Origin of the sequence: Acetanaerobacterium sp. MSJ-12, from assembly GCF_018917875.1 — a bacterium.
GTDB lineage: Bacteria > Bacillota > Clostridia > Oscillospirales > Ruminococcaceae > Bittarella > Bittarella massiliensis.
In genome coordinates, this window is record NZ_JAHLPK010000005.1 from 179,252 (window position 1) to 195,145 (window position 15,894).

Annotated in this window: 20 protein-coding genes and 2 pseudogenes; all 22 read left to right on the plus strand. The window is 57.7% G+C overall.

The window, feature by feature from the left end:
- Positions 1-2 precede the first annotated feature (2 nt).
- A complete protein-coding gene (locus tag KQI11_RS07570; RefSeq protein ID WP_216401681.1) occupies positions 3-896 on the plus strand; it encodes a DUF4373 domain-containing protein in 894 nt (297 codons plus the stop codon).
- Entirely contained in the window at positions 877-1,227 is a 351-nt protein-coding gene (locus KQI11_RS07575; protein WP_216401682.1) for a RusA family crossover junction endodeoxyribonuclease, read from the plus strand. The genes KQI11_RS07570 and KQI11_RS07575 overlap by 20 nt, the downstream gene beginning before the upstream one ends.
- Positions 1,224-1,409, plus strand: a complete 186-nt coding sequence (locus KQI11_RS07580) for a hypothetical protein (RefSeq protein ID WP_216401683.1) — start codon at positions 1,224-1,226, stop codon at positions 1,407-1,409. The genes KQI11_RS07575 and KQI11_RS07580 overlap by 4 nt, the downstream gene beginning before the upstream one ends.
- Entirely contained in the window at positions 1,406-1,816 is a 411-nt protein-coding gene (locus KQI11_RS07585; protein ID WP_216401684.1) for a 3D domain-containing protein, read from the plus strand. The genes KQI11_RS07580 and KQI11_RS07585 overlap by 4 nt, the downstream gene beginning before the upstream one ends.
- Positions 1,804-2,025, plus strand: a pseudogene (locus KQI11_RS13265) (DNA cytosine methyltransferase); the annotation flags it as partial. The gene KQI11_RS07585 and the pseudogene KQI11_RS13265, both read left to right, overlap by 13 nt.
- 163 nt (positions 2,026-2,188) lie before the next feature.
- Entirely contained in the window at positions 2,189-2,407 is a 219-nt protein-coding gene (locus KQI11_RS13270) for a hypothetical protein (protein ID WP_286172649.1), read from the plus strand.
- A 368-nt stretch (positions 2,408-2,775) separates the two neighbouring features.
- Positions 2,776-3,189, plus strand: a pseudogene (locus KQI11_RS13565) (DNA cytosine methyltransferase); the annotation flags it as partial.
- A gap of 378 nt (positions 3,190-3,567) precedes the next feature.
- Positions 3,568-3,885 carry a hydrogenase maturation nickel metallochaperone HypA gene (locus tag KQI11_RS07595; protein ID WP_216401686.1) on the plus strand — a complete coding sequence of 106 codons (318 nt, stop codon included), beginning with the start codon at positions 3,568-3,570 and terminating at the stop codon, positions 3,883-3,885.
- Positions 3,886-4,125: 240 nt separating this feature from the next.
- Positions 4,126-4,557, plus strand: coding sequence for a DUF1492 domain-containing protein (locus tag KQI11_RS07600; RefSeq protein ID WP_216401687.1), 432 nt, complete (start codon positions 4,126-4,128; stop codon positions 4,555-4,557).
- Between the two features lie 109 nt (positions 4,558-4,666).
- Complete coding sequence (locus KQI11_RS07605) at positions 4,667-5,560, plus strand: hypothetical protein (RefSeq protein ID WP_216401688.1); 894 nt, start codon at positions 4,667-4,669, stop codon at positions 5,558-5,560.
- Between the two features lie 135 nt (positions 5,561-5,695).
- On the plus strand, positions 5,696-5,956 hold the full coding sequence (locus KQI11_RS07610) for a hypothetical protein (protein ID WP_216401689.1): 261 nt from the start codon (positions 5,696-5,698) through the stop codon (positions 5,954-5,956).
- On the plus strand, positions 5,946-7,268 hold the full coding sequence (locus KQI11_RS07615) for a phage terminase large subunit (protein ID WP_216401690.1): 1,323 nt from the start codon (positions 5,946-5,948) through the stop codon (positions 7,266-7,268). The genes KQI11_RS07610 and KQI11_RS07615 overlap by 11 nt, the downstream gene beginning before the upstream one ends.
- Positions 7,269-7,271: 3 nt before the next feature.
- Positions 7,272-7,499 (plus strand): hypothetical protein, encoded by a 228-nt coding sequence (locus KQI11_RS07620; protein WP_208076091.1) that lies wholly within the window; start codon positions 7,272-7,274, stop codon positions 7,497-7,499.
- The gene (locus KQI11_RS07625) at positions 7,496-9,124 is read left to right on the plus strand and encodes a portal protein (RefSeq protein WP_216401691.1); all 1,629 of its coding nucleotides are present in this window, start codon (positions 7,496-7,498) and stop codon (positions 9,122-9,124) included. The genes KQI11_RS07620 and KQI11_RS07625 overlap by 4 nt, the downstream gene beginning before the upstream one ends.
- A gap of 14 nt (positions 9,125-9,138) precedes the next feature.
- Positions 9,139-9,945 carry a hypothetical protein gene (locus KQI11_RS07630; RefSeq protein WP_216401692.1) on the plus strand — a complete coding sequence of 269 codons (807 nt, stop codon included), beginning with the start codon at positions 9,139-9,141 and terminating at the stop codon, positions 9,943-9,945.
- 16 nt (positions 9,946-9,961) lie between these two features.
- On the plus strand, positions 9,962-11,005 hold the full coding sequence (locus tag KQI11_RS07635; RefSeq protein ID WP_208076094.1) for an FN3 associated domain-containing protein: 1,044 nt from the start codon (positions 9,962-9,964) through the stop codon (positions 11,003-11,005).
- A 1-nt stretch (position 11,006) separates the two neighbouring features.
- Positions 11,007-11,390, plus strand: a complete 384-nt coding sequence (locus KQI11_RS07640) for a hypothetical protein (protein ID WP_216401693.1) — start codon at positions 11,007-11,009, stop codon at positions 11,388-11,390.
- On the plus strand, positions 11,387-13,219 hold the full coding sequence (locus KQI11_RS07645; protein ID WP_216401694.1) for a hypothetical protein: 1,833 nt from the start codon (positions 11,387-11,389) through the stop codon (positions 13,217-13,219). Before KQI11_RS07640 ends, KQI11_RS07645 begins: the two co-directional genes overlap by 4 nt.
- Before the next feature lie 12 nt (positions 13,220-13,231).
- Positions 13,232-14,032 carry a hypothetical protein gene (locus KQI11_RS07650; RefSeq protein ID WP_216401695.1) on the plus strand — a complete coding sequence of 267 codons (801 nt, stop codon included), beginning with the start codon at positions 13,232-13,234 and terminating at the stop codon, positions 14,030-14,032.
- A gap of 13 nt (positions 14,033-14,045) precedes the next feature.
- The gene (locus KQI11_RS07655) at positions 14,046-14,558 is read left to right on the plus strand and encodes a hypothetical protein (protein ID WP_208076098.1); all 513 of its coding nucleotides are present in this window, start codon (positions 14,046-14,048) and stop codon (positions 14,556-14,558) included.
- 16 nt (positions 14,559-14,574) lie between these two features.
- Entirely contained in the window at positions 14,575-14,859 is a 285-nt protein-coding gene (locus KQI11_RS07660) for a hypothetical protein (protein WP_185916838.1), read from the plus strand.
- Positions 14,860-14,871: 12 nt separating this feature from the next.
- Entirely contained in the window at positions 14,872-15,876 is a 1,005-nt protein-coding gene (locus KQI11_RS07665; RefSeq protein WP_216401696.1) for a LysM peptidoglycan-binding domain-containing protein, read from the plus strand.
- Positions 15,877-15,894: the final 18 nt, after the last annotated feature.

A 15,894-nucleotide genomic window follows, 5' to 3' on the forward strand; every position in this document is an offset into this window, starting at 1 on the left:
CCATGGGCAGGCCACCGAAACCCGGCCTGCAATATTACTCTAAGGATGTAGACTTTTACGACGACCTCAAAATTATGGATTTGCTTGAAGAATGGGGCCCTCTCGGGGTAACGGTCTACGAAGTGATGCTCTGTGCCATCTACAAATCAGGCTACTATTTAGAGGCAGATGTCAAAAAAATCTCGCTGAAAATATGTAGGGTGATCGGCGGTAGATGGGCCAAAAAAGAGACTGTCGGGCAAGTGATAGACTACTGCGCGGATATAGGGCTTTTCGACAAGGCCCTCTTGTCACAGGGTATTATCACCTCTGCCGGGGTTCAGCGCGCTTACGCCACGGTTGCAACCCGCAGACAGTTTTCACGCGAAAAATACTGGTTGCTGGACGAAAAAGGCCAACGACTTGTATTTCCTGCACCACAAAACGGAGTTATTGCAGCAGAAACGGGAGTTATTGCAGCAGAAATGCCGATTGTTGCAACAGGAATGCGACAAAAGAAAACAAAAGAAAAAGAAAGAAAAGAAGATTGCGCACAGGAGATAATGCAGCAGTTTGAACGATTTTGGGAGATGTACCCCAGGAAGCAGAATAAGGCAGGAGCAGCACGGGCCTGGATGGCCCTTGCCCCTGATGAAGAGCTGGGGAAGAAGATAATTGCTGCGGTTGGAAAGGCAGTAAAATCTCCCGATTGGATGAAGGAGGGCGGCAAGTATATTCCTGGCCCTGTCAGGTACTTGGAGGACAGGCGGTGGGAGGATGTCGTTGCCTCTCGACCAACAGGAGGTTTTGAGCCGAGCTTTGACGCCGCAGCGCTGGATGCGGAGAGGGAATCCTCATATCGGCTGCCGCGTCTCCCGCGACCGAAAGGAGAAGACGATGGTCTACACAATCCCTGAGATACCGCCCAGCAATAACCGCTACATAGGGCGGGACGCGCGGTGGAGGTATCAGGCAGAAAAGAGACGGTGGGCCGACCTGATTGCGCTGCACTGCCGTCCACGCCCGCAGAAGCCGATTTACCGGGCGGTGGTCACCATTCGCTATTACTTCCCGGATGCTCGAAGGAGAGACCCGGACAATTACAGCGGCAAGATGATTCTGGACGGGTTGGTGCGCTGCGGGGTGTTGGAGGACGACAGCTTTTTTTGTGTCTCCCTGCGGCTAGAGGCGCGGAAGGACAAGGATAATCCAAGGACGGAGATTGAGATCATGGAGGGCAAAAAATGAAAGTCTATGAATTGATGAACGAGCTTGACAACATGCCAGCAGGAGCCGAGGTGAGGTTTCGGCGCGCACTCGAAAAGAATGAGCTGGACAAGACAGATGATGGGATCTATGTGGTAGACTTGCCAATCCGCTGGGCCGAGCTGGAGGAAGAGGTCGTACTGCTAGACGGGTGGGCGTTGTGAGAGAGGCAGCCCAATACCTGATTATGCTGCTGGCCTTGCTCACCATCCAACACCCGGTGGTCACCCGCCCCCATGCGCCGTCACCAGCCGCAGAGGCTGTCACCCAAGTGACCTACCTGGGGGAGTATACCATTGTCGCCTACTGCGCCGAGCAGTACCCCCACATCTGCGGGGGCAACCCCACCACCGCCAGCGGGGAGCCAGTGACGCCGGGGGTGACTGTGGCCGCCGACCCTGCCGTGCTGCCACTGGGGACGCGGGTCTACATAGACGGCATCGGGGGGAGGGTGGTACAGGACACCGGCGGGGCAATCAAGGGACGCAAGATTGACCTTGCGGTAGAGAGCCACCAGGAGGCAGTGGCCTGGGGAGTGCAACACAAGGGGGTGTGGGTATGCGCCAACTAGGAGACGTGACGCGCATCAATGGCGCAGAGATCGAGCCGGTGGACGTCATCACGTTCGGGAGCCCATGCCAAGATCTGTCTATCGCCGGCAAGCAAGCGGGTCTTGACGGGGAGCGCAGCGGCCTGTTTTTTGAGGCCGCGAGAATCATCAAAGAGATGAGGGAGGCAACAAACAATGAGCGTCCAACTTTCGCTATTTGGGAAAACGTTCCAGGAGCCTTATCAAGCGCCGGAGGAGAGGACTTCGGCGCGGTGCTCCAGGCCCTTGCCGCCGTTGCGGGAGAAACCGTATCTATCCCTAGACCTTCGGGGCGATGGCTTACCGCAGGAGAGATTGTGGGAGACGGTTACTCGATTGCCTGGCGAATACTGGATGCGCAATACTGGGGAGTGCCCCGGCGCCGTCGTCGAATCTACCTTGTCGCAGATTTTGGCGGACACCGTGCCCTCGAAATACTATTTGACCGCTCGCGCCTGCCGCGGCGTTTTGGCGCGGGCCGAGCGCCGGGGCAAGCCGCTGCCGTCAATGCTGGAGGAAGTGCTGCGCTGGCAGGCCGACCACTACGACCAGTTGATGGAGTGGATTGCTTGACGCCGTGGGAGTCGCAAGCAAGGCGCATATATTCGGACCATGGGGTGTGGCCTACACTATCCGCGAGAGAGAAGCGGGGGAACGGGCAAGCTGTGTGCTGCGCGTTTTCCGCCGGCCAATCCTCGACCGCCGGCAGCATTGGCTACCAGGAGGAGGTAAGCCCTACCCTCCGCGCGGCCTCCAGCGGGACCAACCAGGCCCCCACCGTGGCCTACTGCCTCCAGGGCAACACCGTTGACCGCCGCGCCGCCCAAAACGGGGCGGGCATCCTGGAGGGGATAAGCTACACCATCAACACCATCGACCGACACGCGGTGGTGGCCATGGCCCAAAATCAGCAAGGGGAAGTCAGGGAGATGAGGGTGGCGGGGGCGTTGTCAACTGGCGGAGGTATCCCGGGACAAGGTTATCCTTGTGTTATTGCCCCGCCCGGCACTGCCCGCAAGCTCACCCCGTTGGAATGCGAGCGCCTACAAGGCTACCCGGACGGATGGACAGACATCCCCGACTACATCGACAGCAAGGGGCGCGCCCGCAAAGCCACAGACACCGCCCGCTACAAGGCCCTGGGCAACTCCATCGCCCTGCCGTGCGCCGAGTATGTCCTGCAAGGCGTCGCCGACTGTCTCCAGCCCGGCGCCACCCTGGGCAGCCTGTTTGACGGCATCGGCGGGTTTCCCCTGGTCTGGGAGACCATCAGCGGAGCGGGTACAGCCCGGTGGGCAAGCGAGATAGAGGACTTCCCGGCGGCAGTGACCGCCTGCCACTTCGAGGAGGATTGAAAATGACTGACCTAGTACGCCGCGCCCTGCTGGGCGACCAGGAGGCGCAGGAGAAGTGCACCAGACAGGGGATTGTGCTGCCGTGCCCATGCTGTGGCGGAGAGGCAAAATTAAAACAATTGAGTGGCAGATGGTCGGTGTGCTGCTTGAACAATTGTGTGGGGAGCCGGATATACAACGACAATCAGCGGGCCCTCGCCACTTGGAACACCCGTCAAGCCCCGCTGATTGGCCGGTGTGAGACGTGCGGACGAAGAGAGGCAGAGTATGCAGCGGAGACGATTTGCGGGGAGCTCCTGTATGACTGTGAGCTAATGTGCGAGCCAGTCTCTTTGTCAGGATTTTGCAGCGGGTGGATACCGAGAGAGGAGGAAGACTATGAGACCGATTGACGCGGACAAACTGTTCCGGTGGGGAGAACACCGCCTATCCGACGCAGTAAAATACGGGAATAAGTCTATGGAGCAAGCAAGCTGGTCGTATTCCAAGCTGATGATGTACGAGATTGCGCAAGAGATTGAGGACGCCCCCGCCATCGACCCCAAAGACCTACAACCGCACGGCCATTGGATTGAGCACCCCACTGGCGGGCTGGTATGCTCTCACTGTGACAGGTACAAGCCGGACGAGTGGCGGAGCATGTGCTGCCCCAACTGCGGGGCGAGGATGGAAGAGGTAGACCATGAGACCGATTGATGCAGACGAAGCAAAGCGCTTTGCGGCAGAGTGCTGGCCTAATCCAGTACACCGGTTGGCGATTGATGCTCTACTTGATAATTGCCCCACCATCGACCCCAAAGACCTGCAACCGCATGGGCGGTGGGATGGAGACCATTGTACTAACTGCGGTGGGCTGTGCGTCGTGACCAAGGACGCCGCATGGCGGACACGCTACTGCCCCAACTGCGGGGCCAAGATGGACGAGGAGTGCGAGGAATGACCGATGAAAATCGAGAGAAGGTACTTTGGCTTTCCCGCTATCGAAAACTGGGGAAGCGGGTAGACCAAAAATGCGAAGAACTATCCCAATGGCGCAGTCGATCCGAGAAGGTGACCTCTTCTTTTTCAGACGGGCCAAAGGGCGGCGAAGAAGGAAACCGCCTGGAAGAGACGGTAGAGCGGATCATTGCCATTGAGGAGGAGCTCAATCGAGAAATTGATGAGATGGTTGACATCCGCAAGGAGATTCAGGCGGCCATCTCCAGTTTGGAAGACTGTACCTTGGAGGCGCTGATGGAGATGCGGTATCTTGGGGGAAGGAGCTGGGAGGAAATCGCAGTGGCTCTCTCATACAATTACCGATGGATTTTGCGGCTACATAAAAAGGCAATTGGGAAATTGGCCACACTAGGCCACATTAATCTGTGATAATATTTAAAATGAAATAATATGAAAAGCGCCGTTAATCGTGGCGCTTTTTGTTGTAATATTTCCCATCTCGCAGTATCATAAAAGAAAATGTCGTGAGGTGGCAAAAATGTCAGAAGTCGATCAAAAAAGAAAATGCTTTATTATTACCCCTATAGGTGAAGAAGGAAGCCCCATAAGAAGACATATTGATGGTATAATAGATGCTTCTGTTATTCCTGCGCTTCAAAAAGACTATAATTGTACAGTTGCCCATCGTATATCACAAAGTGGTTCTATAACAAAGCAAGTCATTCAAGAAATTTATGAGAGTGATTTAGTAATTGCAAATTTAACGACTAAAAATCCTAATGTGATGTATGAATTAGCATTTCGGCATTGTTTAGGGAAACCATGTATTATTATTGCAGAAAACGAGACTTCGCTTCCTTTTGATATTGCGGCAGAACGAACTGTTTTTTATGAAAACGATGCTTCTGGCGTTATTAAATTATCAAAAGATATTCAACAAATGGTTGAGAAAATTGATTATAACTCAGACAAACAGGAAAGTCCGATTTATGAGTTTCTGAGAGATATATTAGCAGGTAAGAAAATAATAGAAAAAATTGGAGAAAACAAAAAAGAAGAAGAACCGCTTGCATATATTATAAAAAAACTTAATGATCTTGACACTACTGTCCGGTCTTTACAAATGTCAAATAATGTGAGGAAGTCCAATAATTCTCGGCTGGGTAGAAACGAATGGTATATTACCTGCGTTTTTGATAAAATCATCTCTACCAAACTGGCTGTATCGTTATTTACCAAGATTATTGGTGTTGAAAATAATGGATGTAGCATTGTCGTTGAAGAGCATAATTTTGAAGAAAACACAGTTTTGTTGTTAGTCAAGGCAACGGATAATGATATGACAGAAGAACTAATAAAAGACTATATACAAAATATACTTAGAGAAAATAAAATTAAATCCATTTCTATTGATATTGGACGTCTAAGCTAGAGGGGAACATATATGATAAATGTGCAGAATTTGGTGTCAAACGAGAATAGAACCCCGGAAGAACGCCGTGCGAACGCACGCAAAGCGGGGAGGGCCTCTGGAGAAGCCAGGCGGCGAAAGAGGACCTTCAAGCAGGTGTTTTCCAGCCTCCTACCCCAGTCGGTCGATTTGGAGGGGACAGAAGAGATTGCAGCTTTGGCGCAGGACATGGGAGAGATCACCGCCCAGGACGCCATGGCCATGGCCCTCATCTGCAAGGCCATGAAGGGGGACATCGCCGCCTTTACCGCTATCCGGGACACCATTGGGGAGAACCCGGCCCAAAAGGTCGAGGGGAGCATGGACAGCCAAGTGACCCTTTCCCTGTCAGAGGAGCTGAAAGACTTTGCCCAGTAAGTTTATCGAGCCGCCCAACCCCAGGCAGAAAGAGTTCTTTTTTGCCAAGAGTCGCTTTGTGGCCTATGGCGGTGCACGGGGTGGAGGGAAGAGCTGGGCGGTGCGAAAGAAGGCCCTGCTCATGGGCGCCAACTACCCGGGAATCCGGATGCTGCTGCTGCGGCGGACCTTCCCAGAACTAAAAGAGAATCACATCCTTCCCCTTCAGGGGGAGCTGAAAGGTCTTGCCACCTACAAAGAGGTGGACAAGGCCTTTTCATTTGCCAACGGAAGCCGGCTGAAATTCGGCTACTGCGACAGTGAGCGGGACGTGCTTCAGTACCAGGGACAGGAGTACGACGTGATTTTCCTGGACGAGGCCACCCAGTTCACCGAATACCAGTTCAACACCCTCACTGCCTGCATCCGCGGGGCCAATCCTTTCCCCAAGCGGATGTACCTGACCTGCAACCCGGGAGGGGTGGGCCATGAGTGGGTGAAGCGGCTGTTCATCGACCGGGACTACCGTGGCTCGGAAAAGGGCGAGGACTACACCTTCATCCCTGCCCGGGTTTATGACAACCAGGCGCTCATGGGGCAGGACCCGGGCTATGTGGCCATGCTGGAAAACCTGCCGGAAGACCTGCGTCGGGCCTGGCTGGAAGGGGACTGGAACGTCTTTGCCGGGCAGTTCTTCACGGAGTGGCGGGAGGAGACCCACGTCTGCGAGCCCTTCCCCATTCCGGGGCACTGGCGGCGGTACTTCGCCATGGACTACGGGCTGGACATGCTGGCGGGCTACTTCATCGCCCTGGACGAGGGGGGCCGGGCCTGGGTCTACCGGGAAGTCTACCAGCCTGACCTCATCATCAGCGAGGCGGCGCGGGCTATTTTGGAAGCCGCCGAGGGAGAGTCTGTCGAAAGTTGGCTGGCCCCGCCGGACATGTGGAACCGCCGTCAGGACACCGGCAAGAGCGTGGCAGAGATTTTTGCCGAGCACGGCATCTCCCTCACCAGGGCGCAGAATGACCGGGTGACTGGCTGGCTGGACATGAAGGAGTGGCTCAAGCCCCGAGGAGAAGAGACCCGCTGGGCGGCCTTGACGGTCTTTCGCAGCTGCAAGAATCTTATTCGCTGTATCCCCTTGTTGCAGTTTGATGAGCGAAAGCCCAACGACGTGGCCAACCAGCCCCACGAGATCACCCATGCCCCGGACGCCATCCGCTACTTTGTGGCCGGTCGTCCGGTGCCGGCACAAGTTCCGATTGTGCGGGATGAGGACGACCTGCCATTTGATGATCAGATCAACGATTTTTTACAGTATGGAGGTTGAGAGATGACCGAAGGATTGATGGCGGCAGCCCTGCTCCTGCTCTGCCTGTGCGCGCTGATGCTCTGTGTGGCGGCGGGCGTGGGGGCGACCTGTCTCTGGCTGCAACAGCGCCGGGACGAGAGGGGAGAGCGGGTGTCCAGCGCCGCCAAAGAGGAGCTTGATAAGCAGTGGGAAAACCTATGGAACTATGACGGCAGCCCCCAACCCATGGAAGGGGGAAGTGAAGAGTGATTGCAACACGGCCTGAGGAAATCTTCCAGGAGTACCAGAAGGGCATCGACTACAAGAGCCGCATCGGTCTCTATGAGACGGTGCAGCAGAACGAGAACTTCTACCTGGGCAAGCAGTGGGAGGGGGTGAACGCGCCTGACCTGGACAAGCCGGTCTTCAATGTGCTGGGGCGGGTGCTCTCCTACTTCCTCTCCACCATTGTCTCGGACGATGTGGCGGCCCAGGTGAGCCTGTTCGACGGCAAGCCGGACGAAGGGGAGCAGATCGCCCTGGATGTGGTGAGCCAGCAATTTGACCAAATCATGGAGCAGGACAGCACCAAGGCGAAGAACCGGCTCATCGTCCGCAATGCGGCGGTGGACGGGGATGGCTACCTCTACGCCTGGTTTGACCCCTCTGAAAAGACCGGCCAGGAGGCACAGGGGCGAATCAAAACCGAGGTCATCGAGAACACCAACCTCTATTTTGGCAACACCCAGCGGGCGGACGTTCAGTCCCAGCCCTGGGTGGTGGTGGCCTCCCGGCTGCTGCTGGAAAGTGCCCGCCGCCTGGCGCCGGACGAGAAGACGGCAGCGGCCATTGTCCCTGATGGGGACGACCGGCCGGAGCGGGAGGAAGAGGACGAAGAGCGGGTGACGGTGCTGACCAAGTTCTGGAAGGTGCAGTCCGGCGGGGAGACCCACGTCCACTGTACCCGCTGCACCAAGACCACAGTCCTGAAGGCCCCCTTTGACACTGGCCTCACCCTCTATCCCCTGGCGGGGATGAGTTGGCAATCGGTAAAGGATTCCTGCCATGGGCGGGCAGCCATTTCGGGGCTGATCCCCAACCAGATCTTCATCAACAAACTGATGGCCATGTGCATGGAACACGCCAAGCGGATGGCCTTTCCCAAAATCGTCTACTCCCGGGCGGCTTTCCCAAATGGGTGGGACAACCGAGTGGGGGTGGCGGTGGCGGCCAACGGCAACCTCACCGATGCAGTGACGGCAAAGACCGCTTCGGTGGATATGCCGGCACAGGTGATGACCCTCATCGACAAGGTGATCACCTACACCAAAGACCTGATGGGGGCCTCTGATGCGGCCCTGGGCAACGTGAAGCCGGACAACACCTCGGCCATCATTGCGGTGCAGAAGGCCTCGTCGGTGCCGTTGGAGCTGCAGAGGATGGCCTTCTACCAGTTTGTGGAGGACACCATCCGCATCTTCTTGGACATGATGCGGGTCAACTACGGCACCCGCAGGGTGGTCTACCTGGACAGCGAGGGGGAGAAGCAGGAGTTGGAGTTTGACTTCTCCATTTTGGGGGAGATGTGCCTGCAGCTCAACATGGATGTGGGGGCTTCGACCTACTGGTCGGAGCTGATGCAGGTGCAGACCATCGACAACCTCTTTGAGCGGGGGATCATCACCGACCCAGTGATCTATTTGGAGAGCATCCCTGATGGGTACATCAAGAACAAGGCCGGGCTGATCGCTTCGGTGAAAAAAGAGCGGGAAGCGGCGCTGGCGATGGCTGGACCGCTTGCCGGAATGACGGGAAACGAGGGCGCTTTACCGCGAGAAACCAACGCGGGAGAGGCAGCCCTTTTTCAATCCGCTGGGACACCAACAGCGGAATAGAGGAGGATACAAAAATGAATGAAATTCTGAAACTGCCGCTGCAATTCTTTGCTGAAGGAGAGGCAGAGGGGGAGTCTGCTGCCGCGGAGGAACAGACCGACGACTGGGGAGACGCCTTTGCGACCGACGCCATTGAGGAGCCCGTGGAAGTTGAGAATGGGCAGGCGCCGGATGCGCTGGGAGAAGGAGAGCAGCCGGTAGAGCCGGAGGCAGCTCCCGCAGAGCAGACGGTCACCATCACCCACCTGGGGCAGGCGCAGGAGATCCCATTGTCCGAGGCGGTGGCCCTGGCACAGAAGGGGATGGACTACGACCACGTTCGACAGGAGCGGGACGAGTTGCGTCAAGCCCCTGCCTGGGAGGTCATGGACTACTTTGCCGCCCGTTCCGGCCAGACCCGGGAGGAGTACATCCAGACCCTGCGCGACCAGATGGAGCAGGATCAGCTGGCCCAGTACACCGCCCAGGGGGTGGACGAGCAGACCGCCAAGACCCTTCTGGAACTCAAGCAGTTCAAAGAGCGGCAGGAAGAAGAGAATCGAAAGAAGGAGGAAGAGGAGAAAAAGAAGGAAGAGTACCACAGGTTTTTTGAGTCGTATCCAGACGTGAACCCGGCTGACATCCCAGACGAGGTGTGGCAGCGGGTAGGGCAGGGAGAAAGCCTTCTGGGCGCTTACCAGGCACATGAGAACCAGCAACTCAAGGCAAAACTCGCCGCCCTGGAACAAAACGAGAAGAACAAGCAGGCGGCCGTCGGCAGCCTGGCAGGAGAAGCGGGTCAGGACGAGGTAGACCCCTTCCTCCAGGGATTTTTGAACTAGAAAAGGAGAGAAAGCAATGGCTATCAATTTGGCAACCAAATTTTCGGATAAAATCGCGACTGCCTTCACCCATGGCAGTTATGTGAGAGCACACACCAACAACGAGTACAGCTGGACCGGCGTCAAGACCCTGCAGGTGGCGACCCCCCAGACCGTGCCCATGGCCGCCTACAAACGCAGCGGCACCAACCGATACGGCGAGCCCCAGGAGATGCAGGACACCGTCCAGGAGCTGGCCCTCACTGTGGATGAGGGCTTCTCCCTCACCGTGGACAAGGGGAACAACTCCGAGCAGATGGGGATCAAGAACGCCGGCAAGATGCTGCGGCTGCAGCTGGACGAACAGGCTACCCCCAATGTGGACAAGAGGGCCTTTGCGGTAGTTGCCCAGCAGGCCGGCAAGGTGGCGGGGATCACCAAACCCACCAAGGCCACCATCGTGGATGCTGTGGCAGCCGCCGGCGAATATCTGGACGAGAGCATCACCCCGGACGAGGGGCGGGTGCTCTTTGTTACCCCCGAGATGTATCGGCTGATCAAGGGGTCGAATGAATTTATCTCCATTGGCGAACTGGGCAAAAAGTCCGTCGCTAAGGGCGAGGTAGGGGAACTGGATGGGAACACCGTCATCAAGGTGCCTTCCAAATACTTCCCCGCCGGGGTGTACTTCTACCTCTGGCACAAGAAAGCGGTGCTGGAGCCGGCCAAACTCCACGATACCCACCTGCACCTGGACCCTCCGGGGATCTCCGGCCACCTGTTGGAGGGGCGCAATATCTACGACGCTTTTGTTTTGGGCATTTTGAGCGGTTCCACCTATGTGGCGGTGGACAGTGCCAAGAAGCTAGGTGCGGTGACCATCACCAAGTCTTCCGGCGCCATCACCTGCGACGGGGCGGGGAAAATCCTCTACACCACCGACGGCACCGATCCCCGTTACTCCAAGACTGCAGAGACTTACAGCACCGCCCTGGGGGCCATCAATGGGGGCACTACCGTCAAGGCCGTGGCCTATGCTGACGGCAAGTTCCCCAGCGACTTGGCCGAGCTGGTGGCCTAGGATGACCGCCGACGACCTCTACGGCGCCGCCCTGGCGCTGATGGCCGAGAGCCGCGACCGGGCCAAGGGCTACCGGGACAAGCTGGTGCCCCTGGTCAACCTGCTGCTGGCCACCGCCTACCCGGCGGAACAGGCCCTGCGGCGGGCCAGGGGGCATCCTCCCCTGGCTGCCCCGCCAAAAGTCGAAACCGAGGGGGAGGAGCTGCCCTACCAAATGGACCTGCTGACCGAGTGCTTCCCATACGGTCTGGCAGGGATGCTGATTTTGGATGACGACACCGGCAAGGCCAATTTCTTCAACGCCATGTTCGACACCGCCCTGGCCAAGTACAGCCCGGCCGACTTTGAAGAGGTTGTGGATTGGTATGGGGGTGGTAGAGAGTGAGCCGCTATCAGATTCCCGTCTCCAAACAGCCTGACCCGGTGGTAATCCAGCAGTTCAGAGGAGTGGACTTCTCGGCTGACAGTACCCAGGTGGACCCCAGTCGCTCCCCCGACGCGCTGAACATGATCGCCGACCAGGCGTTTTTCCCAGTCAAGCGTACCGGCTATAAGCGGGTGGCGCAGGGGAGCGGGCGGGTATGGGGGTTGCACCGGCTGACAAACACCAATGGCGAGTGGGTGCTGGCCCATATCGGGACTTCCCTCTATCGTCTGGAGGAGAGTGGGACTTTGAGCAAGCTCTGCGACGGCATGGGCGCAGCTCCCTCCCAGAGCTTTGTCATGGGGGACTGCCTCTACCTATTGGACGGAACCACCTACCGCCAATTTGACGGCACGACCGTCCGCCCGGTGGCCGAGGTGGCCTATCTGCCGACGGTGCGCATCGGCGCGCCCCCGGCGGGCGGTGGGACTGATTTTGAGGCGGTGAACCTGCTGACTCCGGGCCGGAAGGAGAGCTTTCAGGCCGATGGGTCGGCCACTGCCTTTCAGCTGAGCACCAATGGGCTGGACGCCTCGGCGGTGACGGCTACGGTGGCGGGGGCTGCCAAGACAGAGGGGACCGACTTCACGGTGGACCGGGCCGCGGGGAAAATCACCTTCAAAGCAGCGCCCCCCAAGGCGGTGCAGAACGTCGACAACGTGGTTATTACCTACCACAAGACCGTCCCTGACCACCGGCAACAGGTTGACCATTGCCGGATTTTCGGGGTATACGGCGGAAAAAACGACACCCGAGTATTTCTGGCCGGGAACCCGGAAAAGCGAAACGTGGACTGGCAGTCTGGCCTCTACGATGCGACCTATTTTCCCGACACCGGTTACACAAAGGTGGGGAGCGACGGCAGCGCCATCATGGGCTATGCCCGGCAGTACGAGACCCAGATCATCCTAAAGGAGGACAACGACCAAGACGCCACCCAGTTTTTGCGCACCTTTGAACTGGACGGGGAAGGGAACCCTCTCTTCCCTCTCCAGCAGGGGGCGGCAGGGACCGGCGCGGTGGCTTCCGGTACCTTTCGGGTGCTGGAGGACACCCCTCTTTTCCTATCGCGTGACGGGGTGTACGCGGTGGCCGGGACGGCGGTCACCCAACACCGAGCCTTGCAGCACCGCTCCCGGCGAATCGACAACCGATTGCTGGGGGAGAGTGGGCTGGAAAATGCGGTGGCTTGCGTCTTTCAGGGGCGGTACTACCTGGCGGTGAACGGCCACTGCTACGTGGCGGACAGCCGCCAGACCTACCGGGAAAATTCCTCTGTGCAGTATGAGTGGTATTTCTGGGACAACATTTCCGCCACCTGCTTTTTGGAGCAGGAAGGGGCCCTCTACTTCGGCACAGCGGACGGGCGGGTCTGCCGTTTCTGCCGGCCGGAGGAGGAAGGGGCCTACCGGGACGACGGGGCCCCCATCGAGGCCTACTGGGTGACCCCCTACCTGCACTTCGGCACCTGGACGCGCTATAAGACGGTGCGCAATGTCCACGTGGCCCCGCTGCCCTACCAGCGCAGCGGGATCGAAATCTACTACAACACCGACGAGGATGTGGAGCAGCTGGCCATGGAGGAAAACATCGACCTCTTTGACTGGGAGAAGATGGACTTTGGCCGCTTCTCCTTTCGCACCATCCAGGTGCCCAATGTGCTGGCCACGGGAGTAAAAGAGCGGAAGATCCAGCTCTTTCAGCTGAAACTGCGCAACGCCCAGCTGGATGAACCCTTCGGGTTTGTCTCCATTTCCATCACCTACACAGTGGGCGGGAAGATTAAGTAAAGGGGTGAGAGATTGCTCAAAGACAGAAAGATAACAGGGTTTACAAAGCCGGTGAGCGCGCTGGCGGACACCCCCAAGATGAGCGCCCAGAAGCTGAAGGAGTGGTTTGATTCAAACTCCACCGTGGAGCTCAAGACTGCCCTCAACGGGGCGATAGACGACCTAACCGGAGCGGCAGGGGCGGACAACATCGGAACGGAGTATGGCGCACTTTCAGACGTGCTCACCTACCTGCGAGAAAAGACCGGCAGCGACAAGGAGTATAACGAGTTCCTTTCCTTCCTGGCCCGACACACCGCAATGGCCAAGGAGGCCTATGACAACTACCAGACGGAAATAGGCGGCTTGGAGGAAAGCGCCCAACTGGAACTGACAAACTTCCTTGCCTGGATAGAAGCCAGCAAAATCCGTTCCTCCAACGAGATGAAAGACTGGCTGGCAACCATCCAGGGAATCCTCTCTGGCGACGTGGCAGGAAACTTGCTTGTGCTGATTCAAGCACTGGAAGCCAAGCAACCCACCCAGCAGATCGGGAGCTTGACAGGGGTGGCCGAGGCAGACGGAAAGCTGGCTGACTGCACCCTCTATCTGGCAGAATACGCTTGCGGGGTGGGTGGTATTGGTGACGGGCCATGCGGAGGCGGGCCCCTGGCGAACCAACCGATGGAAATCAAACAGAATTTTGACGGAACACTAGAAGTTCGAACTCTACCCCAGTGGGGCGGGATGAATGAAATACATGGTCTGGGTGGGGGGCGATATGCCTTTTGCCAGAACACTGGCAGCCAGAGTCTGCTGTTGGTGGTGAAATGAGGAGGGGAAAATAGTGCACACCTTTGTGAAGGGGGAGCCCAATTGGGTAGACCCTCTCAACGCAAATTTTCAGGAAGTTGCGTCGGCGGCCGGCGGCGCGATTCCCGCGAGCGAAAAAGGGGCGGCCGGCGGGGTTGCGACATTAGACGGCAGTGGAAAGCTGGTGCAGATGCCGACGATGGAAGACGTGGGGGCGATGGCTGCGGACGCCATCCAGAGTGGCAGTAACTCTAACGGATCGTGGGTCAAGTTTCCGGATGGGACAATGATTGCCTATGGCGTGGTTACAAGTCAGTCTATCCCAGCCAACAGTACCACTGGCATAACCGGCCAAAGCGTCCTGTTCCCGGCGTCTTTTGTCGGCAGTCCGTCGGTGACACTGACAGCATTGGCGGATACGACGAGCCATTTTTCGGCGAAATTGGGAGGCGTGACCGCTACCTTGTGGTGGGGGTCTATTACCAATGGCAGCGACTATGCACGGGACGTGCCAGTGCATTGGCAGGCAATTGGCCGCTGGAAATAAGGGAGGACAGTAAATTATGGCATTATCTAAGACGATTACCTACGACAACGGCACTGCCGCCAGCTACCACCGCATTGACGGGCTGCTGGTGCACTGCCACCCAGACAACGGGGCGACGGTGACTGCCACTCTGTACAGCTATCTTACAGAGGACACCCGGGCCGCCAATGCTGGCGCGCCAGTCTCCACCCTGGACGTCACTGCAGAGCTGACCGAGGAGCAGGTCAACGGCAATCTGCGGGAAGTTCTGTATAAGTCTATTAAGTCACTGCCTGAATGGGCAGACGCGATCGACTGCTGAAAGGAGAAGAGAATGGAATTTAAGGGAATTGACGTTTCTAAACATCAGGGGGCCATTGACTGGAAAAAGGTCAAATCCTCTGGAGTGCAGTTCGCTATGCTCCGGGCAGGGTATGGTTCGGATAGGACCAGCCAGGACGACGAGTGCTTTTTGGCCAATGTGGCCGGCTGTGAGGCTGTGAGCCTCCCTTGGGGGGCCTACCTGTACAGCTACGCCATGAGCATTGGCGAAGCCAAAAGTGAGGCCGCTCACCTGCTGCGGCTGCTTCGCGGCAAAAAGCCCCGCTGCCCCATCGTCATCGACATGGAGGACGCCGACGGTTACAAGGCCAAGCGGGGCGGCATCAGCCGCCAGTTGGCCACCGACATTGTAGGGGCTGTCTGTGCCGAACTGGAAGCGGCAGAATTCTACGCCATGTGGTACGCCAACCGGGATTGGTACAAAAACCGGCTGTACGCCGACCAGTTGGCCAAATACGACTTCTGGCTGGCCCACTGGGGGGTAGAGGAACCTAGCCTGCCCTGCGGCATCTGGCAGTACACCAGCGACGGGACGGTGCCGGGTATCGCCGGCCGGGTGGATTGCAACATCGCTTACAAGGACTACCCGGCCATCATCCAGGCCGCCGGCCTCAACGGCTGGGAAAAGGGCGGAGAAAACGAGCTCTCTCCAGCCCCTGCGCCCGCTCCCTCTGAACCGGATGGGAACGTCTCCTACACTGTTCAAAAAGGCGACACCCTCTGGGGGATCGCCCAGGCCTATGGCACCACGGTGGGTGCTCTGGCAGAGCGCAACGGGATCGCCAATCCCGACCGCATCTACCCTGGGCAGGTGATTCAAATTGGAGGACAGGCCCCTGCCAGCGGCAAGACCTACACTGTCCGAAAAGGGGACAGCCTCTGGGCCATCGCCGCCCGAGAGCTGGGCAGCGGCAGACGGTACGGGGAAATCAAATCCCTCAACGGCCTGTCTGGTGATACCATCTATCCGGGGCAGACCCTGAAAATTCCCGGGTAGGAGGATAAGGAGATGGAA